The following is a 21,050-nucleotide window of genomic DNA, read 5'->3' as shown; positions in this document are numbered from 1 at the left end:
TTTTTCAGGGAGGCTGCCATGCCCTCATCCGCCGGGATTTCCATCGGCTATCTGGCTGAACGCACCGGGCTCGCGGTGTCCGCCATCCGCTATTACGAGGCGCAGGGTTTGGTGGAGCCCTGGCGCAACGCGGGCGGGCAGCGGCGGTTCCACCGGGCCGACATCCGGCGGCTCAGTTTCATCATGATTGCCCAGCAGTTCGGCTTTTCCCTGCCGGAGATCCGCGGCTTCCTGAAAAGCCTGCCGGGCAGGCGGACCCCGACAAGGGAAGACTGGGCGCGGATATCGGAGAATTTCCGCGCCCACCTCGACCAGCGAATCGACACCCTGGTCAGGCTGCGCGACAATCTGGACGGCTGCATAGGCTGCGGCTGTCTATCGCTTCCGAATTGCAAACTGTACAACCCCGAAGACCGGGCCGCACAAAAGGGGCAGGGACCCAGATATCTGATGGGAGACCGGCCTGAGACAGATGCTGCGGCGGAAAATGGTCCTTGAATGACGATAATGGACGCACTTTTTGTCTCAGTTGCCTGTTTTACAGGTGTTTGACGCGGAGTTTGGATTGACCGGAAGGCCTGCCAAACGCTAAGCAGCCGCGACACAAAATTGCGCCCGCATACGACTTTGTGGCGGGGCCGGTAGCGAACAGAAAGCCAAGGAGCGCCGTAAATGGCCGAGATTGAACGCGAAGCGATGGAATACGACGTGGTGATCGTCGGGGCCGGCCCTGCCGGCCTGTCCGCGGCCATCCGCCTGAAACAGCTGGACGCCGACCTGCAGGTCGTGGTCCTGGAAAAGGGCTCGGAAGTGGGCGCGCACATCCTGTCGGGCGCGGTGCTGGACCCCTGCGGCCTGAACGCGCTGATGCCGGACTGGAAGGAAAAGGGCGCGCCGCTGAACGTCGAGGTCAAGGAAGACAACTTCCTGATGCTGGGCGAAGCCGGCCACGTCCGCATCCCCAACTTCCCGATGCCGCCCCTGATGAACAACCACGGCAACTACATCGTCTCCATGGGCAACGTCTGCCGCTGGATGGCGGAGCAGGCCGAGGAGCTGGGCGTCGAGATCTTCCCGGGCATGGCGTGTTCTGAGCTGGTCTATGGCGACAACGGCGAAGTGAAGGGCGTGGTGGCCGGCGAGTTCGGCAGGAACCCCGACGGCACCCCCGGCCCGGCCTATGAGCCCGGCATGGAGCTGCACGGCAAATACGTCTTCCTCGGCGAAGGCGTGCGCGGCTCGCTGTCCAAGGAAGTGATCGCCAAATACGGCCTGTCCGATGGCAAGGAGCCGCAGAAATACGGCATCGGCATGAAAGAGATCTGGGAGATCGACCCGGCCAAGCACAAGGAAGGCACCGTCACCCATACCATGGGCTGGCCGCTGGGCAAGAACGCGGGCGGCGGCTCCTTCATCTACCACCTGGACAACAACCAGGTCTATGTCGGCTTCGTGGTGCATCTGAACTACAAGAACCCGCACCTGTTCCCCTACATGGAATTCCAGCGCTTCAAGCACCACCCGGTGGTGGCAGAGCTGCTGAAGGGCGGCAAGCGCGTGGCCTACGGCGCCCGCGCGATCACCGAAGGCGGCTGGCAGTCGATGCCGAAACTGGTGGCCCCCGGCGTGGCGCTGCTGGGCTGCTCGGCGGGCATGGTCAACGTGCCGCGCATCAAGGGCAACCACAACGCGATGCTGTCCGGCAAGGCCGCGGCCGAAGCCGCCTTTGACGCCATCCGGGCCGAGCGTTCGGGGGATGAGCTGGCGGCTTATGAGGCCGACGTGCGCGGCGGTGCCATCGGCAAGGACCTCAAGATGGTCCGCAACGTCAAGCCGATGTGGTCCAAGTGGGGCCTCACCGCCTCGCTGGCCTTCGGCGGCCTGGACATGTGGACCAACAACCTCCTGGGCTTCTCCTTCTTCGGCACCCTGGGCCACGGCAAGAACGACGCCGAGGCGACCGAGGAAGCCTCCAAGCACAAGGTGATCGACTATCCCAAGCCCGACGGCGTGCTGTCCTTCGACCGGCTGACCAACGTCAGCTTCTCGATGACCAACCACGAGGAAAGCCAGCCCTGCCACCTGCGCCTGGGCAATGCGGACACCCCGATCCGGGTCAACCTGCCGAAATTCGCCGAACCGGCGCAGCGCTACTGCCCGGCCGGCGTCTACGAGGTGGTGGAAAAGGACGGCCAGCCGGAGTTCGTCATCAACTTCCAGAACTGCGTCCACTGCAAGACCTGCGACATCAAGGATCCGGCCCAGAACATCACCTGGACCACGCCGCAGGGCGGCGACGGGCCGAACTACCCGAACATGTGATCGGAAAATTCAGATCTTCGGCGTGCTTTCGCCGGATTTTATGGGGCGGCTCCCGGGCCGCCCCATTGCGTGTTGACGGCCGGCGCACTACCCTTTCATGGAAAAGCAAGAGCAGTCATTCGCAAGGGGGTCCCGCGTGCCCGTATCCATTCTTCGCAGCCTGACCTGTGCGGCCCTGGTTGCCGCCTCCGCTTCCGCCGCTCAGGCCGGAGGGCTGGCCGGGTCCTACCTGGCCGGGCGGGCGGCGACCTATGACAGCGATTTTGCCGCGGCGGCGCTTTATTACACCCAGGCGCTGGCGCGCGACCCGCAGAACCCGCTGCTGATGGAAAACGTGGTGTTTGCGCAGCTCGCCATGGGCAAGGCCGATCTGGCGGTGCCGGTGGCTGAACGGCTGCTGCAGACCGGTGCGCGCAGCCAGGTGGCCAATATCGTCATCGCGGGCGGCCGCGCCGCCAAGGGCGAGTTCCAGGCGATCCTGGACCGCGATCTTGAACGCGAGGCGATCCATCCGCTGGTGGACGGGCTGCTGGAAGGCTGGGCGCATATCGGCGCCGGATCGGTGTCAAGCGCGCTCAAGAGCTTTGACGGGCTGGCCGAGGATGGCAGCCTGCGGCCCTTCGTGCTGTACCACCGGGCACTGGCACTGGCCTCTGCCGGGGATTACGGCGGCGCCGAGGCGCTGTTTGCGGCCGAGGACGGGCGCCTCGCGACGCTCAGCCGCCGCGCTGCAGTGGCGCGGATTCAGATCCTGTCGCAGCTGGGCCGCAACGACGAGGCCCGCGCGGCGCTGCAGGCGGCCTTCGGCAGCCGCCTCGACCCCGGGCTTGAGGCATTGGATGCGCAGCTCGCAGCCGGAGAGACGCTTGCCTATACCATCGCGCCCGGCCCGCTGGAGGGCATTGCCGAGGTCTTCTACACGCTCGGCTCGGCGCTGAATGGCGATACCGCCAACGATTATGTGCTGATGTATGCCCGCATGGCCGCCTCGCTCCGTCCGGACCATGTCGATGCGATCCTGCTGAGCGCCGGACTGCTGGACCAGCTTGGCCGCTACGAGCTGTCGGTTGCCACCTACAAGCAGGTGCCCGGCGGCCACCCCGATTACCACGCGGCGGAAATGGGCCGCGCCGAGGCGCTGCGCCGTGCCGCCAAGCCGGATGCGGCGATCGAAGTGCTGGAACAGCTGGCCCGCGAATTCCCGGACCAGCCCGGCGTCTACGTCAGCCTCGGCGACCTGCTGCGCCAGCAGGAGAATTACGCAGGCGCCGCGGGCGCCTATGACAAGGCGCTGGCAAACACGCCCGCGGAGGACGGCAGCCGCTGGTTCCTGCTTTATGCCCGCGGCATCTGCCACGAGCGGCTGGATCAATGGGAGCAGGCCGAGGCCGACTTCCGCGCCTCGCTGGACTTGGACCCGGACCGGCCGCAGGTGCTGAATTACCTGGGCTATTCGCTGGTGGAAAAGAACAGCAAGCTGGACGAAGCGCTGGACATGATCGAACGCGCGGTCGCAGCGCGCCCCGACTCCGGCTATATCGTCGACTCCCTGGGCTGGGTGCTCTACCGCATGGGCCAGTTTGACGAGGCGGTGGCGCATATGGAGCGCGCGGTGGAACTGATGCCGGTGGACCCGGTGGTCAACGACCACCTCGGCGACGTCTACTGGGCCGTGGGCCGGTCCCGCGAGGCGGAATTCCAGTGGAAGCGGGCGCTGTCCTTCATCGACCCGGAAGACACCGACGGCGAGGCCGATCCCGAACGCATCCGCCGCAAGCTGGCAATCGGCCTGGACGCGGTGCTGGCCGAGGAAGGCGCCGAACCCCTGAAGGTCGCCAATGGCGGCTGAGGTCTTTGCGCCGGCCAAGATCAATCTGACCCTGCATGTGACCGGCCGCCGCGCTGACGGCTATCACCTGCTGGATTCGCTGGTGGTCTTTGCCGATGCCGGCGACCGGCTGCAGCTTGACCCCGGCTCCGGACTGGCGCTGGAGGTCTCCGGCCTGTTTGCCGAAGGCGTGCCTGCCGATCACCGCAACCTGGTGTGGAAAGCCGCCGCCGGGGCGGGCTGGACCGGACGCATCCGCCTCTCCAAGCAGCTGCCGCACGGGGCCGGCATCGGCGGCGGATCCTCCGATGCGGCCGCCGTTCTGCGCGCGGCCGCGGGGCAGGGCAGCCGAATACCGGATGCTCTGCCGCTCTCGCTTGGCGCCGACGTGCCGGTCTGCATGGCCGCCCGGGCGTCACGGATGCAGGGGATCGGCGAACAGGTCACGCCGGCGGAGCTGCCGCCGCTGCATGCGCTGCTGGTCAATCCCGGCGCGCATGTGCCCACGGGGCCGGTGTTTTCCGCGCTCGCCAGCCGCGCCAGCCCGCCGATGCCGCAGGACATCCCCCCCTTCGCCTCCGCCGAAGACTGCGCCGCCTGGCTGAAGGAGCAGCGCAATGACCTCGAAGCCCCGGCGCTGGCGCTGGCCCCGGTGATCGATAGAACCCTCGCGGATCTGCGCAGCTCGCGCGGGGCGCTGCTGGCCCGCATGTCCGGCTCCGGCGCCACCTGCTTTGCGCTCTACCCCACGAAAAAGGCCGCCCATATGGCGGCCTATGAGATCAGCGCGGAACATCCCGATTGGTGGTGCAGCGCGGTAACCCTGACCTGACCCGCAACTCCGCGGACCGAAGGCTCCCGCCCGCGGCACGGCGCATCACGGATGCTTGCCCGCCGTTGGGCCGCGCGCCGCGCTGGCGTACGGCGCGCCGCCGCCCTGCTTCTTCTTTGTCAAAAATACTCCGGGGTGAGCGCCAAAGGCGCGAGGGGCAGCGCCCCTCAAAATCCCGTCAGTTCAGCCGTGCCACCACGTAGTCGGCCAGATCGCTCAGCATGCCGCGGATCTCGTGCTCGGGCAGCACCTGCAGCGCAGTGCGTGCCTTGGCGGCCCACGCCAGCGCATCCTGCCGCGTCGCCTCCAGGGTGCCGTATTTCGCCATCAGCGCCAGCGCCTGCTCCAGGTCGCCGTCCTGCTGCTTGCCCTTCTCGATGGTGCGGGTCCAGAAGGCGCGCTCCTCATCCGTCGCCTGCGCCACCGCCTTGATCACCGGCAGGGTCAGCTTGCGCTCGCGGAAATCGTCGCCGACGTTCTTGCCGGTTGCCTTGCTGTCGCCCTGGTAGTCCAGCAGGTCATCCGCGATCTGAAAGGCGATCCCCAGCGCGTCACCGTAATCGAACAGCGCCTTCACCTGCTCCTCGGACGCCCCGGCAATCACCCCGCCCACCTCGGTCGCGGCCGAGAACAGCGCCGCGGTCTTGCCGCGCACCACCTGCAGATAGATGTCCTCGTCCGTTTTCAGGTTCGACGCCGCGGTCATCTGCAGCACCTCGCCCTCGGCAATGGTGGCCGAGGCATTGGCAAGAATGTCCAGCACCCGCAGGGAGCCGGTCTCGACCATCAGCTGGAAGCTGCGGGCAAACAGGTAGTCGCCGACCAGCACCGAGCTCTTGTTGTCCCACAGCAGGTTGGCGGTAGGGCGGCCGCGCCGCTGGGTGCTCTCGTCCACCACGTCGTCATGCAGCAGGGTCGCGGTGTGGATGAACTCCACCGTGGCCGCCAGTTTCAGGTGATGGTTGCCCTGATAGCCGCACATCCTGGCCGCCGCCAGGGTCAGCATCGGGCGCAGACGCTTGCCGCCGGCTTCGACCAGATGCGCGGTCACTTCGGGAATGCGCGGCGCGTGTCTGGACGCCATCCGGGTGCGGATCAGTTCGTTCACCGCAACCAGATCCTGGCTCAACGTGGCGGCCAGCATTTCATGCGGCTTCTGTGTCATCACTTTGTCCATCACTTTCCCGCTCGCAAGGCTCGACAAGGCGCGGGCCTTGCCCTTAGATCCATCCCCATGAAAGAGCTTTTGCGCAGCACCGATCCGACGATCATCGCCTTTGCCTCCGCCCTTCTTGAGGGTGAGGATATAGACTGCTTTCAAATGGACGTAAATATGAGCGTCCTGGAAGGCAGTATCGGAATTTTCCCGCGCCGTCTGATGGTTCGCGCCGGTGATTACGAGGACGCGCTGGTGGTGATGCGCGACAATGAAATCCCGCTGGGACGATGACCGGCTTTCAGGAAGAGGAGCTGAGCTGCGACGGCTTTCTCGGCGGCAGGGTGCAGCTGTGGCAGCCGTTGCAGGGCTACCGCGCCGGGGTGGACCCTGTGCTGCTGGCGGCAGCGGTGCCTGCGCGGGCAGGGGAGGCGGTGCTGGAGCTGGGCTGCGGCGCGGGCCAGGCGCTGCTGTGCCTTGCGGCGCGGGTGCCGGGGCTGATCCTGGCCGGGGTGGAGCTGCAGCCGTCTTATGCGGATCTGGCGCGGAAAAACGCTGCGGCCAACAGGCAGGGCATCGAGGTGTTCGGGGCCGATCTTGCAACCCTGCCCGCCGCGCTGAAGCAGCGCCAGTTCCACCACGTCATCGCCAATCCACCCTATTACAAGGCCGGGGCCCACAGCCGGGCCCGCGATGCCGGGCGGCAGGTGGCGCTGGGAGAGGAGACGCCGCTGGCGGACTGGATATGCACTGCCGCCCGCCGGCTGGCGCCGAAGGGTTACCTGCATATGATCCAGCGCGCGGACCGGCTGCCGGATATGCTGGCGGCCTGCAGCGGCAGGCTCGGCTCGGCTGAAGTGCTGCCGCTGGCCCCGCGCGGCGGGCGGCAAGCGGAGCTGGTGATCCTGCGCGCCCGCAAGGGCGGTCGGGCCGGCTTCCGGCTGCATGCGCCGCTGATTCTGCATGAAGGCGCCGGGCACGAGCGGGACGGCGAGAGCTACCGGCCGGAAATCCGCGCGGTTCTGCGCGAAGGAGCGGCCCTTCCCTGGCCCGGATAGGCCGGACTCTGCAGCCGCGCAAACATAGGGGCAGAAGCCCCGGGATTCAATCATTGCGGATACGTTTGCGGGCGGTTTCTGCCGGAATGCGCCGCCGCCTGCGGCAAAATGCGCGGCGCATGGCCGATATGAAAATTTCATGACAAAAATACTGCGGCTGCAGCGTGACAGACGCGGAAACTTGTGGTCCACTCTTAATGTCCAACACATCTAGCTCAAAGAAGGAGGGTTGCCATGAGCCTCAGCTCGCATCTGACCGAACTTAAGAAGAAGCACGAGCATCTGAGCATGGAAGTGGAGCAGGCCCAAAGGTCACTCAGTACCGACGGGTTGGAAATCGCATCAATGAAGAAGCAAAAGCTCAAGCTGAAGGAAGAGATTGAGCGCCTGACTGCCGAAGCAGTCTGAAGGTTCCAGCCGGGGATGCCCGGCGAACATCCGGAGGGCCAGCCCGTTGTGGCGGCCCTCTTTCATTTTCCGCATCGGCCAACCGGAAACATCACCGCGCGGCGCTGGCCCGGGCGGCAATCAGCGCGCCGCCGGTGATCAGCGCCGCCGCCAGCGCCAGCCCCCAGGTGGCCGCGGCAATGCCCGCCAGCACCAGGATCAGCGTCGACAGCAAGGGCGCCGCATAAGAGCTGGTGCCGAGCATCTGGATGTCGCCCTGCTTGACGCCGATATCCCAGACGTAGAACGCCAGCCCGACGGGGCCGAGGCCCAGCAGCAGGGCCGACGCCCAGCCCGGCGCGCCCGCGGGCCACACCGTCTCCTCCAGCGCAAAATGCAGCCCCCAGGAGGCAATGGCCGCCGCCAGGCAGAACACCGCAACCGAACTGGTCGGCGCGCCGCCCGCCAGCCGCGACAGCACCGAATAGCCCGACCACGTGAGGGCGCACAGCAGCGCCAGCCCGTAACCGGGCAGGTATTGCGCCTGAAACCCCGCACCGCCGCCCGAGATGATGGTGGCGGCGCCGGCAAACCCCAGCGCGGCGCCGATGAGGTGACCGGCTTTCAGCCGCTCGCCGGGCAGCAGGCCGGAGAGCAGCACGATCAGCAGGGGCCACAGATAGGCGATCAGACCGGCCTCGGCCGCGGGGGCAAGGCGCAGCGCCGAGAAATACAGCGCGTGATAGCCGAACAGGCCAAGCGCGCCAAAGGCATAGACCCTGACCGGAACGTGCCGCAGCTGCCCCAGCTTGCCCGCGGCGGCGGTCCAGATCAGGCCCAGTGTGCCGCCGATGCTGAAGCACAGCGCATTCAGCAGCAGCGGCGGGGCAGGCTCGGACCCGACGGTCAGAAGCGCCAGCAGCGACCACAACAGGACAGCGGTAAAGCCGATGGCAGTTGCACGGGTTCTGGTCATGGAGTTTGAAGATCCCTGATCGGAATGATTTTGAAATCGTCCCACATATGCGCGGTTCTTTCGATTTCCGCAAAGAACCAGTCGCGGAACGCGGCGATCTGCGGGCGGTCCTTGGCCTCCGGCAGGCACAGGAAGCGGAACCGCGCCTCTGACTGGATGGCGATTTTGAAAGGCGCCGCCAGCCGCCCTTCCTGCACGTCCTTGATGATCAGCGGCCGCCGTCCCAACGCAACGCCAAGGCCCGCGCAGGCGGCGTCGATGGCGTGATCGGGGGCGGAGAAATGGGTGCCGCTGCCGGGGGTGAACGCAACCCCCGCCGCCTGAAACCAGGCCGGCCAGTCGCAGCCCGGCGCCACCTTGCCGAGGGAATCGTCAAAGATCAGCGGCGCGCTCGTCAGCGCCTCCGGGGTGGGGAACTGCTCGTGCAGCTCCGGCGTCATCACCGGTGTCAGCCAATCGGGCCGGGTGCCGTAAGACGCAAGCCCCGCATCATCCGAGACGCCGAACCGGATGGCCACATCCACGTCGCCGCGGCGCAAATCCACCACCCTGAGAGAGGCGGAGAGCCGCAGCTCGATCTCCGGGTGGGTGCGGGCAAATTCGAACAGCCGCGGCGCCAGCCACTTGGCCGTCAGCGCGGGGCCGGCCGTGACGGTGAGCGTGGTCTCGTCCAGAAGCCGCCGGGCGTTTTGCCAGGCCTGGCTCAGAATGCGGAACCCTTCATCGGCACCGGGGGCCAGCGTCCGGCCCGCCTCGGTCAGCTCCACCGCGCGGTTCAGGCGGCGGAACAGCGGCTGGCCCAGATGCTCCTCCAGCGATTTGATCTGAAAGGACAGCGCCGCAGGCGTCACGTTCAGCTCCTCCGCCGCCTTGGCAAAGGACATGTGGCGGGCCGCGGCGTCAAAGGCGCGCAAAGCGGTGAGGGGCGGCAGGCGGTCAGGCATTTCACACAAGTACAGCTTAACTGAAGGTCTGAAAAGTCTCGTTTGCGCGTTTTCGCGGAAGTTCTCATATTGGATGCAGGTAAAGGATACTGATCCGAAAAGGAGGCCTGAAATGCTGGAATATTCTGCTGATGCCGCCGTGAAGTCTGCCATGGCCCGCGCCCATGCCGAACGTGGCCGGATGCTGAAACTGGTGTGGACCCGGCTGTTCGGCAAGAAGCCGGTGCCAGCCCTCCGCCCCAGGGTTTCCCGCTGGGCCTAGGCGCGCAAGGCACTTACGGGATAGGAAAAGGGCCGGTCCAGATGGACCGGCCCTTGCCGTTCAGGCTGAGGGAAGCGCCTGGACGATGCCCGGTTCAGACAAAGAACTGGGCGCCGTTGGCGGAGATCGTCGAGCCGTTGATGAAGCCCGACTCGTCGGAGGCCAGGAAGGCCACGCAGCGGGCAATCTCTTCCGGCTCGCCCAGACGGCCGGCCGGGATCTGGCCGATGATCGATTCACGCACTTTTTCCGGCACCGCCATCACCATCTCGGTGGCGATATAGCCGGGGCAGATCGCGTTGGCGGTGATGCCGGCGCGCGCGCCTTCCTGGGCCAGCGATTTCACGATGCCCAGATCGCCGGCCTTGGTCGCGGCATAGTTCACCTGCGCGAACTGGCCCTTCTGGCCGTTGATCGAGGAGATCACGATGACGCGGCCGAACTTGCGCTCGCGCATGCCGGGCCAGACCGGGTGCACGGTGTTGAACACGCCGGTCAGGTTGGTGTCGATCACCTCCTGCCACTGCTGCGGCGTCATCTTGTGGAACGGCGCGTCGCGGGTGATGCCGGCATTGGCGACCACGATGTCGATCGGGCCCAGCTCTTCTTCGACCTTGGCGATGCCGGCGGCGCTGTCCTCATAGCTGCCGACGTTCCACTTGTAGGTCTTGATGCCGGTTTCCTCGGTGAATTTTGCCGCGGCTTCGTCATTGCCGGCATAGGTCGCCGCCACCGTGCAGCCCTGCGCTTTCAGCGCCTGCGAGATTGCTGCGCCGATGCCGCGGGAACCGCCGGTGACGAGTGCAGTACGTGCCATTCAAGAATCCTCCAGTAATAGTATCTTGGTAATCTTGCTACAGTTTTCGGTATGCAAGCGCAACAATATTGCGCGGCAAAATTCTGCGATGCCGCGAAAAAATTGTCGCACCTGCAGTATAGGCCCGCCATGTAAAAGAAAAAGGACGCCACGGGGGCGTCCTCCTCATTTTGCGGTCTGTTGCCGGTTTTATGGGCGTTCGACGCACATCGCGACACCCATGCCGCCGCCGATGCACAGGGTGGCGAGGCCCTTCTTGGCGCCGCGGCGCTTCATTTCGAACAGAAGCGTGTTCAGCACCCGGCAGCCCGAGGCGCCGATCGGGTGGCCGATGGCGATGGCGCCGCCGTTCACGTTGACGATCGACGGATCCCAGCCCATGTCCTTGTTCACCGCGCAGGCCTGGGCGGCAAAGGCTTCGTTGGCTTCCACCAGGTCCAGGTCGTTGACCGACCAGCCGGCCTTTTCCAGCGCCTTGCGCGAGGCATAGACCGGGCCCACGCCCATGATCGCCGGGTCCAGGCCGGCGGTGGCATAAGATGCGATGCGGGCCAGCGGCTCGATGCCGCGGCGTTCGGCCTCATCGGCGCTCATCAGCAGGGTGGCGGCAGCGCCGTCGTTCAGGCCCGAGGCATTGGCCGCAGTGACCGAGCCGTCCTTGGTGAAGGCCGGGCGCAGCTTCTGCATCGCTTCCATGGTGGCGCCGTGGCGGATGTATTCATCCTGGTCGACCACGGTCTCGCCCTTGCGGTGCTTGACGGTGAAGGCGGCGATCTCATCGGCGAATTTGCCCGCTTTCTGGGCGGCTTCGGCCTTGTTCTGCGAGGCGACGGCGAATTCATCCTGCATGTCGCGGGAGATCTGCCACTGCTCGGCCACGTTTTCGGCGGTCTGGCCCATGTGGTAGCCGTTGAACGCGTCCCACAGCCCGTCGCGGATCATCGTGTCGATGTATTTCATGTCGCCCATCTTGTGGCCCGCGCGCAGATGCGCGGCATGGGGGCTGAGGGTCATGTTCTCCTGGCCGCCGGCCGCGACGATGGAGGCATCGCCGAGCTGGATGTGCTGGGCGCCCAGTGCCACCGCGCGCAGTCCCGAGCCGCAGACCTGGTTGATGCCCCAGGCGGCGCTTTCCTTGGGCAGGCCGGCATTGATATGGGCCTGGCGGGCCGGGTTCTGGCCCTGGGCGGCGGTCAGCACCTGGCCCAGGATGGTTTCGGACACTTCGGATTTGTCCACACCGGCGCGTTCCACCACGGCTTCCAGCACGGCGGCGCCCAGGTCGTGGGCCGGGGTATTGGCGAACGAGCCGCCAAAGGAGCCGACGGCGGTGCGCGCGGCGGATGCGATTACAACATTGGTCATTGATTTCTGGTCCTCTGCCATCAATTCAGGTCTTCCGGGACAGTGCCGCGCAGGTGATGCAGAATCCTCCGCGCAAGAATCTTTCCCGTATCCTCCGGGTCCCGACATAATCTATTGCTGCACGTGCAGCAATTGACAGGGTGTCTCAGGGGGTGCGGCAGAGTCAACCGCCAGAAACGTCCCGAAGCGGAGGAATTCCGCCAGGCCGGCCTTATGATGCTGCAGGGCAGCAGGGTTCTGCGGCGGCGCAGCCCCGGTCAGCCGGTGAAAGTGGTTCTGAAGCTGAAGCTGTAGATGCCCTGTGCCAGCGCCTTGGGCGCGCGCGGCAGGCGGGCCTTCTTCACCGCGTGCATTGCGGCCTGATCCAGCGCCGCACTGCCGGAGCTCTGGGTCACCGAGACGGCGATCAGGCCGCCCAGGGTGGAGACCTTCAGCACCAGCCGCACGGTGCCCTTGCCGCCGCCGCGCGGCTGGCGTTTCTGCCGTTCGATGCGGGACAGGATGGCCGCGCCCCAGCGGTGCTTGAGGCTGGCGGCGCGGGCGGCTTCGCCGGTGCTGGCCGCCTCCGCCCCGTCGCCGCCCTTGGCCTGCCGCTGGCCGCTGCCGGCGGCCTGCTCCTGCACGTTCACAGATGCCGGTGCGGGTGCCGGGGCAAGGGCCACCGGAGGAGGCGGCGGGGCAGGGCGGGCAGGGGCGGCATCCGCCACGGGAGCGGCGGCGCGTGCGGGCGTGCTGGCAGCCACCGGCCGGGCGGGGGCAGCTGCCGGCGCTGGTGCTGCCGGGACGGCAGGCTGCGGCGCGGCCCGGGCCGGCGCCTGCGGTGACAGGGCGGCGCGGATCTCCGGCGGGCGGGTCCATTGCGAAACCTGCTGCGCCAAGGCCGCAGAGGCTGCAGTCAGACTGATCTGCCCGGTGCCGCTGCCGCCAGCCCCCTCTGCCCTGGTTCCGCCGTCAGGCATGGCCAGAAACGGCAGCGCATGCAGCGCGGCGGCGGCGGCCAGGCAGCCGGGAAACAGGGCGCGGCGGGTCATGAGCCGGCCCCGGTTCCGGTCAGGGCGACAGCGGTGATCCCGGCCTCCCGCAGCCGGGCGATCAGCGCCGCAACTGCACGCGCGGGCACTTCGGCATCGGCTCGCAGGGTGAGGGTTCCGAGCTCTGCAGCCTGCGCCGCGACGGCGGCCAGGGCGTCACTGTCCTGAGCTCCGGAGAAATGCAGCCGGCCGTCGGCGGCCATGAAAAGCACCGCCTCCGGCGCAGAAGCCTCGCCGGTCTCCAGCCTGGGCGGGGTCACCGCAAAGGGCGCCCGCGGGGCGATCTGCGAGGACAGCAGGAAGAAGATCAGCAGCAGGAAGACCACATTGATCATCGGCAGGACCGGCTCGCCCGCCTGCCGCGTCTTCGGAGAGGAGAAATCCATGCCGTTCACTCCATCACCACCAGGCCGGTGAAGCCGGCCTCGGTCAGCAGCCCGGCGGCATCCATCAGATGCTGCAGCGAGGCGCTGGCGTCCGGCTGCAGAATGACCGTGTCCGACATCGCGCGGGTCAGCGGAGCCAGGCGCTCAGCCAATGCGCCCGCAGCCGCCGGGGTGCCGTTCAGGCGCAGGCCCTCTGCCGTCACCTGCACCAGCCGGGGCGGCCCCTGGTAGGCCGCGCCAGCCCCCGCCATGGCCAGCGGCACGCCGTGGTCCCGGCCGAATTGCGAGGCCAGCATGAAGAACACCAGCAGCAGGAACACCACGTCGATCATCGGTGCGAGGCTGAGGCGCTTCCTGCTGCGCGGGGGGCCAAAGGCAAGAGCCATTGCGGCGTCACTCCGCGGCGTGCAGCAGCGCCGGGCGGGCGGCGGCCCGGGTCAGGATGCGGGTGGCGGCGTCCTCCATCCGGGCCTGCTCGCGCTCGGCCTGCCCCTCGATCCAGGAGGCCAGCGCCGAGGCCGGGATTGCCACCGCCATGCCGGCAGCAGTGGTCAGCAGCGCCTCCCAGATGCCGCCGGCCAGCACCGAGGGATCGGCGCCGCTGCCGCTCTCCTGCAGGGCCTGGAAGGCGCCGATCATGCCCAGCACGGTGCCGAGCAGGCCCACCAGCGGCGCAATGGCCGCGATCAGTTCCAGCGGCCGCAGGCCGCGGCGCAGGCTGGCCAGTTCCGCCTTGGCGATGCGGGTGGTTTCCTTTTCCGCAGCTTCCGCGCTGAACTCCGGTACAAGCAGCGCCCGCATCGCCGCCTTAGCAACCCGGTCCAGGGGTGCGCGCGCCGGGCTGGCGGGCGGCGGGCCGCCCTTGCTCCACTCGGCTATCCAGGTCTCGGCCTGCGGTCTGCGCCAGGCGCCGCCCTGGGCAAGCTCGGCCAGCCGCCACAGGAACAGCGCCAGGGTCAGCACCGACAGCGCCGCAATCACCCACAGCGCCGAGCCGCCGCGGGCCATGAAATCGATGAGAGGGGCAAGGGACATCGCGGCCTCCGTCAATGGCCCGGGTTTTCCGGGTCGGCCTGATCCGCACCGCGGTCGAAGCGGCGGGCGTAGGACTCGGCCAGCGGGCCGGGCCCATGCAGCACCCGCCACTGCCGGATGCCGTTGCGCCAGCCGGCCCGGCCTTCGCGGCTCTCCGGCTCCTCGGCCTCTGCAGCCGGTGTTTCCGATTTCAGCAGCTCCCAGACCGCCTGTTTGCCCTGGCAATAGGCTTCGGCGCCCCAGGCCGCGAGCAACTCCTGGAAGGCGTCAAAGGCCGCCGGGCTGAACACCTTGTCCTCGCCCAGGCGGGTGATCACCGGGTTCTCCGGATGCACGCCGCAGCAGGGCACCCAGCCCTCGGGGATCGGGGTGTTGGCCGAATGGGTGCGCTCGGCGCGCAGCAGTTTCGGCAGCACATGGGTGTGCGGGCCTTCGGGGGATTTGCCGCCGGTGTCGGGGCCGCCGATCCTCTGATAGACCTCGACCCGGCCGATGCGGGTCAGCAGCACCCGGTGCGGGTGGTGCATCAGGATCGCGCCCATCGCCGGATTGCCGGGCTCGAACAGCGAGCGGCCGGTGTTTTCCTGCAGCACATCCAGCAGCTCCGGGTCAGAGGTGCGGATGCAGAAATCCGCCTGATACTGGCCCAGCCCCATGTCGAACAGCCCGGCGCCGCGGTCCTCCTCGCGCAGCGCGTCCCGGTCCGGTCCAAGCGCGGTCAGCACATCGCGCCGGTTCATCGCGGCGGCGTCCTGCGGCAGGCAGAGCGAGACCGCCTGGGTCCAGCGGTGCGGCTTGGGGCTGAGGGTTTCATACGCCACCGGGCGCACGCCTGCGAGGGTTTCGATGCGCAGCCCGCCGCGGCTGGTCACCTGCATCAGCCCGGGGTATTGCTGCGGCGCCGGGTCGCCCGCCACGTGATGGAACTCGGCAATCGCCCCGAAGGACCCCATGTTCCAGCCGCAGTCCTCCTGCATCAGCGCGGCCTTCAGTACCTGTTGAAGCTCAGGCATGTGCTGCCCTCCTGTTGGTTGTTTTCCATTCCAAGGCGCCGGTGTGGACGGCCTGGTAAACGGCGCGGCCGATCGCCTCGCCGGTGGCGGTGTGCAGCCCGGCATAGGCGTTCGGGCCGGCCGGGGCGGCCACGGCAACGCAATCGGTGCCGGTGCCGGTTGCGGCGCCCGCGGGCAGAGTGATGCCGGCCTCCATCACCGCGGCGGTGCGGGCCTGGACCGCGATGCTCATCGCTTCGGTCAGGCCGCCGCAGGTCAGCCCCTGCGACAGGCGCAGGGCAACATTGATGGTGCCCCAGCTGCGGCCGGCATAATCCATCCGGCTGCCGATCCGTTCGGCATTCGACAGGCCCACGGTGGCAACCGCATGGGCGCTGATGCCCTCCACCGTGGCCTCGGCTTCGCAATAGCGGCGCACATCGCGCGAGGTGAGGAAGGCCACCGCATCCGCGCCGCCGCGCGCGGCAAGCTCCCTTGCGAACCAGGCGCCAACATCCAGGTCCGGCGGCAGGTCGCTGTTCCTGACCTCACGCCACAGGATCCGGCTTGCGGCGACCAGGCCGGGACGGTTCACCGCCCAGCTCAGCACCTGCATCTCCGCGCCGAGATCAAACTCGATCCAGGGCCGCTCCAGGGTGATACCGCCCATCACAGCACCTCCAGCGGCTGGAAGACGGCGCCTTGCGCCGTGGCTTCATGCCAGACCGAGATGCCGAAGGCGCGGGCCATCAGCGCCGGTGTCAGCACTTCGGCGGGCGGCCCGTCAGCCAGAATGCCGCCTTCGGCCAGCAGGATCAGCCGGGTGCAGTGGCGCGCCGCCAGCCCCAGGTCGTGCAGCGACACCAGCGCCGCACGGCCTTCGCGGGCAAGGGCGGCAAAGACCTCCATGGCGGAGATCTGATGCGCGGGATCCAGCCCGGCAGCCGGCTCATCCGCCATCAGGAGCGGCGTGTCCTGCGCCAGTGCGCGGGCGATCAGGGCGCGGGCCTGCTCGCCGCCGGACAGGCGCGAGGCGGCACGCTGGCGGAACGGCTCCAGCCCCATGCGGGCGATGGCCTGATCCACCCGTGCCTGATCGCCCGGCGGCAGCCGCAGCCCCCGCGGCAGATGCGGCAGGCGGCCAAGCGCCACCAGCCGCTCCACCGGAACCGGCCAGGCGATCTCGCGCGACTGCGGCATCCAGGCGGCGGCCCGGGCGCGGTCTGCGGCCGTCATTTCCGCCAGCGAGCTGCGGCCCCGCGACGGGATCAGCCCCAGCGCCGCGCGCATCAGGCTGCTTTTCCCCGCTCCGTTCGGGCCCAGCAGGCCAACAAACTCGCCTGCCCGGATGTCAAAGGACACATCGCGGAGCACCGGGCGGTTCCGCAGGGTGACCGAGAGGTTTCCGACCGAAAGCACGCTCATGCCAGTCCTTTCCGCGTCTTGCAGATGAGATGCAGGAACAGGGGGGCGCCGACCAAGGCGGTGACCACCCCGAGCTTCAGGTCCCGCGACGGCAGGATCAGCCGCACCGCGATGTCGGCCAGCTGCAGCATGATGGCGCCGCCCAGTGCCGAGGCCCACAGCAGGCGCGACGGCTGGCCGCCGGCCAGGGGGCGCAGGATATGCGGCACCACCAGGCCGATAAAGCCGATGGCGCCGGCCACCGCCGTGGCGCCGCCGACCACGCTGGCCGTCCCGACCACCAGCAGCAGCCGCAGCCGGTTCAGGTTCAACCCCATGGTCCGGGCCGCATCCTCGCCCAGGGTCAGCGCATCCAGCCCCCGCGCCAGCATCAGCAGGATGGCGCCGCCGCTCAGCGCAAAGGGCAGCAGCAGCCAGACATGCAGCATCGAGCGGTCGGCCAGCGAACCCATCATCCAGAACACGATCTCATTGGCGGCAAAGGGGTTGGGCGAGAGATTCAGCACCAGCGAGGTGAGCGCCGCCGCCATCGCCGAGACCGCAATCCCCGCCAGGATCAGCGTCAGCGAGCCGCCCTGCGGCCCGGCCAGCGCCATCACCAGAAACACGCCTGCCAAGGCCCCCGCCAGTGCCGCCAGCGGCAGCCCCAGCGCGGCGGTGGCCGCCAGCCCGGTATTGATCGCCAGCACCGCCCCCAGCGCCGCCGAGGAAGACACCCCGATCAGCCCCGGTTCCGCCAGCGGGTTGCGCAGGTAGCCCTGCATGGCGGCCCCGGCCAGCCCCAGCCCTGCGCCGATGATCACCGCCAGCAGCGCCCGCGGCAGGCGGATTTCGCGCATCACCAGGGTCAGCGGGCCGTAACTCTCGTCAAACAGCGCGGCCAGGCTGGCGCCGATGCCCGCATCGGCCGGCCCGACGGCGAGCGAGACCGGAAACAGCACCAGAACCGCGGTGGCAAGGGTCAGCATCAGCCGGGTCATTCCGGGTCCTTTCGTTCCAGATAAATGCGGCGTTGCTCCGCCAGCGCCGCCACCGCCCGCAGGACATGCGGGGTGCCGCAGACCCAGTCGGCATCGCGGATCCGCCCGGCACCGCTGCGCGCCGCCAGACGGCGCACCGCCGGATGCAGCAGGATCTCCTCGCTGCGCGAGCCGCGCGGATAGGGCGAGGTGCCGATCAGAAGATCGGGATCCGCCATCGCCAGCAGTTCCAGCGGCAGATGGCCGGAGTGCGCATAGCCCAGCTCATCCGCGATGTTGCGCAGCCCCGCCGCCTGCAGGATCCGGCCCGCCAGGGTCAGGCTGCCGGAGGTGAACCTGTTGGCGGCATAAAGCGCGGCGCGCGGCGCCGCCGGCCCGGTGTTCTGCAGCGCGGCCAGCCGCTGGTCATAGTCCGCCAGCAGCCGGCGGGCGGCCGCCTCGCGGCCCAGGGCCTCACCCATCTGCAGGATCCGCGCCCGCACATCCTGCAGCGAGCGGGCGGGCTGGAACACCGCCACCGGCACGCCAAGGCGGCGCAGCATGTCGGTGGTGGCCGGGGTGGAATACGCACCGGCAATCACCAGATCCGGCTGCAGGAGATAGATCTCCTCGGCCAGCCCGTGATTGACGGGATAGGCCAAGGCCTCCTTTGCCATGGCCGAGGCACGGGCATCCCGCGCGATATAGGACACCGAGGCCAGCTGGCCGGGGCCCGCCAGCATCATCGCCAGCTGGTCGGCGCAAAGGTTCATGGTGACCACGCGCGACGGCCCGGCACAGGCGGCGGCGGCGGCCCAGAGGAGGGCAAGGGCTATGCCGGGCAGACGGAGCATGGATCAGAACGAGGCTCTGACGCCAACATAGGCCGCACGGCCGCGCTTGGCGTAGCCCCAGACGTCCGCGTAGTCCTCGTCGAACAGGTTGGTGACGCGCCCGGTCAGCACCACGTTATCCGTCAGCTCATACTGGGCCGCCACATTCACGGTGGTGTAGTCCGGCAGCTCGGCGGTGGCAAAGGCGCCGAAGAACTGGCTGTCCCAGTTGCCTGCCACATGGCGGATATCGGCAGCAACCGAGCCGCGGCCGTTGAAGGTGTCAAGCGTGGCGCTCAGCAGCAACTCATGCTCCGGGCGGCGGATCTCGACCGAGCCATTGGGGTTGGTGGCGTCCAGATAGGTGTAGGAGAGGCGCAGATCGAGGGCATCGGTGGCGTCCAGGCTGGCCGCCAGCTCGACACCCTTGCGGTCGCTGCCGCCGGCCTGGTTGCGGTAGGAGAACGTGGTTGCATTCACCATGTAGCTCTCGATCTCGCCCGTCAGCGTCTCATCGAAATAGGTTGCGTCAACCCGCCCGCGCCCCTGCAGCAACGGTACCTCAACCCCGAAATCGAAGCTGCGGTTTTCCTCAGGCTGCAAGTCCGGGTTGCCAAGGTAGGTGGTGGCGCCAAAGGTGCTGTTGGCGAACAGCTCAAAGTAGGAGGGGTTCACGATGCCGGTGCCGGCCGAGCTGTGCAGGCGCACGCCGCTGCCTGCGAAGGTATAGGAGGCGCTGGCGGTCCAGCTGGTCGCGTCTTCGAAGACGCTGTTGCTGTCGTGGCGCACCCCCAGCTGCAGGTCCAGGCCATTGGCAAAGCTGCCGCGGTATTCCAGGGCAATCGACTTGGTTTCGCGCACAAAGGCCGGGTTGGAGCTGCTGGAATCCTCTTCCCATTCCAGCATTGCGTTCAGCAGATGCTCCGCCTTGTCTGCGGGCTGCCCGTCCAGGCCGAAGCTCAGCAGGTACTTCGCCGCTTCGGTCCTGGTCTCGGTCGGGGTGCCGCCGTTGAGGGAGCGGTCAAAGTCCGTGCGCTCCAGCGACAGCCGGTGCGTCAGGCGGCCGCCCAGAGTGTCCAGCTCGCCATAGACCTGGGCCAGCTGCTCATCGCGGTCACTGAATTGCGCCGGATCGTCCACGACATAGCTGGCCGCATCCGCCGCGGTGAAAGACGTGCTGTCGCTGTCATAGCGCTCATCCGAGGAGCGGAAGTTGAAGCCGAGCTTCAGCCGGCCGGTGGCCAGAAAATCGCCCTTCAGCTGCAGGGTATTGCGGCGGATGCCGTCTTCTTCGCCGCCGTCGCCGGAAGCGTCAAAGCCGTCGTCGTTATCATGGGCGAAGCTGAAGGCGATACCACCGCGTCCGGTCCGCGACGAAACCCGCGCCGAGGCGCGGTAACCGTCGGTGCCGGCCTCGGCGCTGCCGCCGTATTCGGTGCCGATGCCGCCGGTCTTGGTGATGATGTTGATCACGCCGGCGGAGGCGTTGGAGCCGTAGAACACCGACTGCGGGCCGCGCAGCACCTCGATGCGCTCGATATTGGCGGTGTCCAGGCCGGAGAGGAAGTATTCGCTGTCACCGCCCGAGGCCTCGACGCCGTCGATCAGGATCAGCGTGTGGTTGGCTTCGGCGCCGCGGATGCGGACCTGGGTGAAGCTGTCGCCGGAGCCGCTCACCATCAGGCCGGGAACCGAGCGCAGCGCGTCCTGAACGGTGCTGATGCCGCGGTCTTCGATCTCTTCGCTGGTCAGGACCGAGACGGCGCGGCCGTATTTCTGCGCCTCGACCGGGGTGAAGCCGCCGGAGACGATGATTTCGCCCAGATCGGTGATCTCCGCGTCCTGGGCGGTTGCGATGGCGGGGACGGCGGCCAGGGCGGCGGCCAGTGAGGCGATCGGGGACAGGGTTGCCTTGCGCATATTCCATTCCTCCCGGCCCGCGCAGCACGCACAGGCCAAGCGGCTGCCCGGGGCGGGCAGCATGTTCGAATTTGGGTCTTTGAAAGGCATTGCCCCCGCAGACGGTGAAAACTGCCACCACTACGGAAATCCGTTATCTGCGGCGCGCCCCGCACCGGGATAGGGTGATCATCCTGGCAGGTCTCCTGACTCGCGGGTCGAGGCGTTGCCGCGCCTTCCCGCCCCTGGGGGCAGTGGCATATCGCAGCATTGCTCTCCGCTCACAGTTGCGGGGGCAGTCACGGATTTGGCGCCTTTTGGCTACACCGCACCGTGTTCCCTATTAACCGGGTGGTTTCCCAGCCGGACCAGAATGGCCGCGACTTAGGCAAATCGGACCGGCTCTGTCAAGACCGGGGATGAGCAGGGGCACCGCAGCCGGCGGCGGGCGGGAGCGCGGCGGCGGCCGCCCCGGAGCGGGCCAAGCGGGCGGCATGCCCCGAAAGCGGACCGTGCGGAGGCACCGGAACAGGCGGAGGCACC

Annotated in this window: 23 protein-coding genes and 1 riboswitch; of the genes, 8 read left to right on the top strand and 15 right to left on the bottom strand. The window is 67.9% G+C overall.

Annotated elements, in window-relative coordinates:
• Positions 1-18 precede the first annotated feature (18 nt).
• From soxR to OKQ63_RS15770, 4 genes are all read left to right on the top strand, one after another.
• Complete coding sequence (soxR, locus tag OKQ63_RS15785; protein WP_264210998.1) at positions 19-498, top strand: redox-sensitive transcriptional activator SoxR; 480 nt, start codon at positions 19-21, stop codon at positions 496-498.
• A gap of 174 nt (positions 499-672) precedes the next feature.
• On the top strand, positions 673-2,322 hold the full coding sequence (locus OKQ63_RS15780) for an electron transfer flavoprotein-ubiquinone oxidoreductase (protein WP_264210997.1): 1,650 nt from the start codon (positions 673-675) through the stop codon (positions 2,320-2,322).
• A gap of 136 nt (positions 2,323-2,458) precedes the next feature.
• Entirely contained in the window at positions 2,459-4,171 is a 1,713-nt protein-coding gene (locus tag OKQ63_RS15775) for a tetratricopeptide repeat protein (RefSeq protein WP_264210996.1), read from the top strand.
• A complete protein-coding gene (locus tag OKQ63_RS15770; RefSeq protein WP_264210995.1) occupies positions 4,161-4,982 on the top strand; it encodes a 4-(cytidine 5'-diphospho)-2-C-methyl-D-erythritol kinase in 822 nt (273 codons plus the stop codon). Before OKQ63_RS15775 ends, OKQ63_RS15770 begins: the two co-directional genes overlap by 11 nt.
• 178 nt (positions 4,983-5,160) lie before the next feature.
• Here OKQ63_RS15770 and OKQ63_RS15765 read toward each other — a convergent pair whose 3' ends face one another.
• A complete protein-coding gene (locus OKQ63_RS15765; RefSeq protein WP_264210994.1) occupies positions 5,161-6,159 on the bottom strand; it encodes a polyprenyl synthetase family protein in 999 nt (332 codons plus the stop codon).
• Positions 6,160-6,216: 57 nt separating this feature from the next.
• On the opposite strand from OKQ63_RS15765, the gene OKQ63_RS15760 reads away from it, so the two are divergent.
• From OKQ63_RS15760 to OKQ63_RS15750, 3 genes are all read left to right on the top strand, one after another.
• Positions 6,217-6,432: a putative signal transducing protein gene (locus OKQ63_RS15760; RefSeq protein WP_264210993.1), complete on the top strand. Its 216-nt coding sequence runs from the start codon at positions 6,217-6,219 to the stop codon at positions 6,430-6,432.
• The gene (locus OKQ63_RS15755) at positions 6,429-7,196 is read left to right on the top strand and encodes a tRNA1(Val) (adenine(37)-N6)-methyltransferase (RefSeq protein WP_264210992.1); all 768 of its coding nucleotides are present in this window, start codon (positions 6,429-6,431) and stop codon (positions 7,194-7,196) included. Before OKQ63_RS15760 ends, OKQ63_RS15755 begins: the two co-directional genes overlap by 4 nt.
• A 234-nt stretch (positions 7,197-7,430) precedes the next feature.
• Positions 7,431-7,604 carry a YdcH family protein gene (locus OKQ63_RS15750; protein WP_264210991.1) on the top strand — a complete coding sequence of 58 codons (174 nt, stop codon included), beginning with the start codon at positions 7,431-7,433 and terminating at the stop codon, positions 7,602-7,604.
• A gap of 91 nt (positions 7,605-7,695) precedes the next feature.
• On the opposite strand, the gene yddG is transcribed toward OKQ63_RS15750, so the two are convergent.
• Together yddG and OKQ63_RS15740 are read right to left on the bottom strand one after the other, a co-directional pair.
• Positions 7,696-8,559 (bottom strand): aromatic amino acid exporter YddG, encoded by an 864-nt coding sequence (gene yddG / locus OKQ63_RS15745; protein WP_264210990.1) that lies wholly within the window; start codon positions 8,557-8,559, stop codon positions 7,696-7,698.
• Positions 8,556-9,503, bottom strand: a complete 948-nt coding sequence (locus tag OKQ63_RS15740) for a transcriptional regulator GcvA (protein WP_264210989.1) — start codon at positions 9,501-9,503, stop codon at positions 8,556-8,558. The genes yddG and OKQ63_RS15740 overlap by 4 nt, the downstream gene beginning before the upstream one ends.
• A gap of 112 nt (positions 9,504-9,615) precedes the next feature.
• On the opposite strand from OKQ63_RS15740, the gene OKQ63_RS15735 reads away from it, so the two are divergent.
• Positions 9,616-9,765: a hypothetical protein gene (locus OKQ63_RS15735; RefSeq protein WP_264210988.1), complete on the top strand. Its 150-nt coding sequence runs from the start codon at positions 9,616-9,618 to the stop codon at positions 9,763-9,765.
• A 94-nt stretch (positions 9,766-9,859) separates the two neighbouring features.
• On the opposite strand, the gene phbB is transcribed toward OKQ63_RS15735, so the two are convergent.
• From phbB to OKQ63_RS15675, 12 genes are all read right to left on the bottom strand, one after another.
• Positions 9,860-10,582 carry an acetoacetyl-CoA reductase gene (gene phbB, locus OKQ63_RS15730; protein WP_264210987.1) on the bottom strand — a complete coding sequence of 241 codons (723 nt, stop codon included), beginning with the start codon at positions 10,580-10,582 and terminating at the stop codon, positions 9,860-9,862.
• 189 nt (positions 10,583-10,771) lie between these two features.
• Positions 10,772-11,947 carry an acetyl-CoA C-acetyltransferase gene (locus OKQ63_RS15725; protein WP_264210986.1) on the bottom strand — a complete coding sequence of 392 codons (1,176 nt, stop codon included), beginning with the start codon at positions 11,945-11,947 and terminating at the stop codon, positions 10,772-10,774.
• Between the two features lie 257 nt (positions 11,948-12,204).
• Complete coding sequence (locus OKQ63_RS15720; RefSeq protein ID WP_264210985.1) at positions 12,205-12,978, bottom strand: energy transducer TonB family protein; 774 nt, start codon at positions 12,976-12,978, stop codon at positions 12,205-12,207.
• Positions 12,975-13,364, bottom strand: coding sequence for a biopolymer transporter ExbD (locus OKQ63_RS15715; RefSeq protein WP_264210984.1), 390 nt, complete (start codon positions 13,362-13,364; stop codon positions 12,975-12,977). Before OKQ63_RS15715 ends, OKQ63_RS15720 begins: the two co-directional genes overlap by 4 nt.
• A gap of 5 nt (positions 13,365-13,369) precedes the next feature.
• The gene (locus tag OKQ63_RS15710) at positions 13,370-13,750 is read right to left on the bottom strand and encodes an ExbD/TolR family protein (protein ID WP_264210983.1); all 381 of its coding nucleotides are present in this window, start codon (positions 13,748-13,750) and stop codon (positions 13,370-13,372) included.
• Positions 13,751-13,757: 7 nt separating this feature from the next.
• Positions 13,758-14,399 (bottom strand): MotA/TolQ/ExbB proton channel family protein, encoded by a 642-nt coding sequence (locus tag OKQ63_RS15705; RefSeq protein ID WP_264210982.1) that lies wholly within the window; start codon positions 14,397-14,399, stop codon positions 13,758-13,760.
• Positions 14,400-14,410: 11 nt separating this feature from the next.
• Entirely contained in the window at positions 14,411-15,412 is a 1,002-nt protein-coding gene (locus OKQ63_RS15700; RefSeq protein WP_264210981.1) for a DUF6925 family protein, read from the bottom strand.
• Complete coding sequence (locus OKQ63_RS15695; protein ID WP_264210980.1) at positions 15,405-16,061, bottom strand: adenosylcobinamide amidohydrolase; 657 nt, start codon at positions 16,059-16,061, stop codon at positions 15,405-15,407. Before OKQ63_RS15695 ends, OKQ63_RS15700 begins: the two co-directional genes overlap by 8 nt.
• On the bottom strand, positions 16,061-16,816 hold the full coding sequence (locus OKQ63_RS15690) for an ABC transporter ATP-binding protein (RefSeq protein WP_264210979.1): 756 nt from the start codon (positions 16,814-16,816) through the stop codon (positions 16,061-16,063). The genes OKQ63_RS15695 and OKQ63_RS15690 overlap by 1 nt, the downstream gene beginning before the upstream one ends.
• Positions 16,813-17,796, bottom strand: coding sequence for a FecCD family ABC transporter permease (locus OKQ63_RS15685; protein ID WP_264210978.1), 984 nt, complete (start codon positions 17,794-17,796; stop codon positions 16,813-16,815). Before OKQ63_RS15685 ends, OKQ63_RS15690 begins: the two co-directional genes overlap by 4 nt.
• Positions 17,793-18,629: an ABC transporter substrate-binding protein gene (locus tag OKQ63_RS15680; protein ID WP_264210977.1), complete on the bottom strand. Its 837-nt coding sequence runs from the start codon at positions 18,627-18,629 to the stop codon at positions 17,793-17,795. The genes OKQ63_RS15685 and OKQ63_RS15680 overlap by 4 nt, the downstream gene beginning before the upstream one ends.
• Before the next feature lie 3 nt (positions 18,630-18,632).
• Positions 18,633-20,528 (bottom strand): TonB-dependent receptor plug domain-containing protein, encoded by a 1,896-nt coding sequence (locus OKQ63_RS15675; protein WP_264210976.1) that lies wholly within the window; start codon positions 20,526-20,528, stop codon positions 18,633-18,635.
• A 158-nt stretch (positions 20,529-20,686) separates the two neighbouring features.
• Positions 20,687-20,895: riboswitch (cobalamin riboswitch) on the bottom strand.
• Between the last annotated feature and the right edge of the window lie 155 nt (positions 20,896-21,050).

The sequence above is a fragment of the Leisingera thetidis genome, from assembly GCF_025857195.1.
Classification (GTDB): domain Bacteria; phylum Pseudomonadota; class Alphaproteobacteria; order Rhodobacterales; family Rhodobacteraceae; genus Leisingera; species Leisingera thetidis.
Note: the sequence above shows the minus strand (reverse complement) of the source record. Positions and strands in the feature narration are given on the sequence as shown.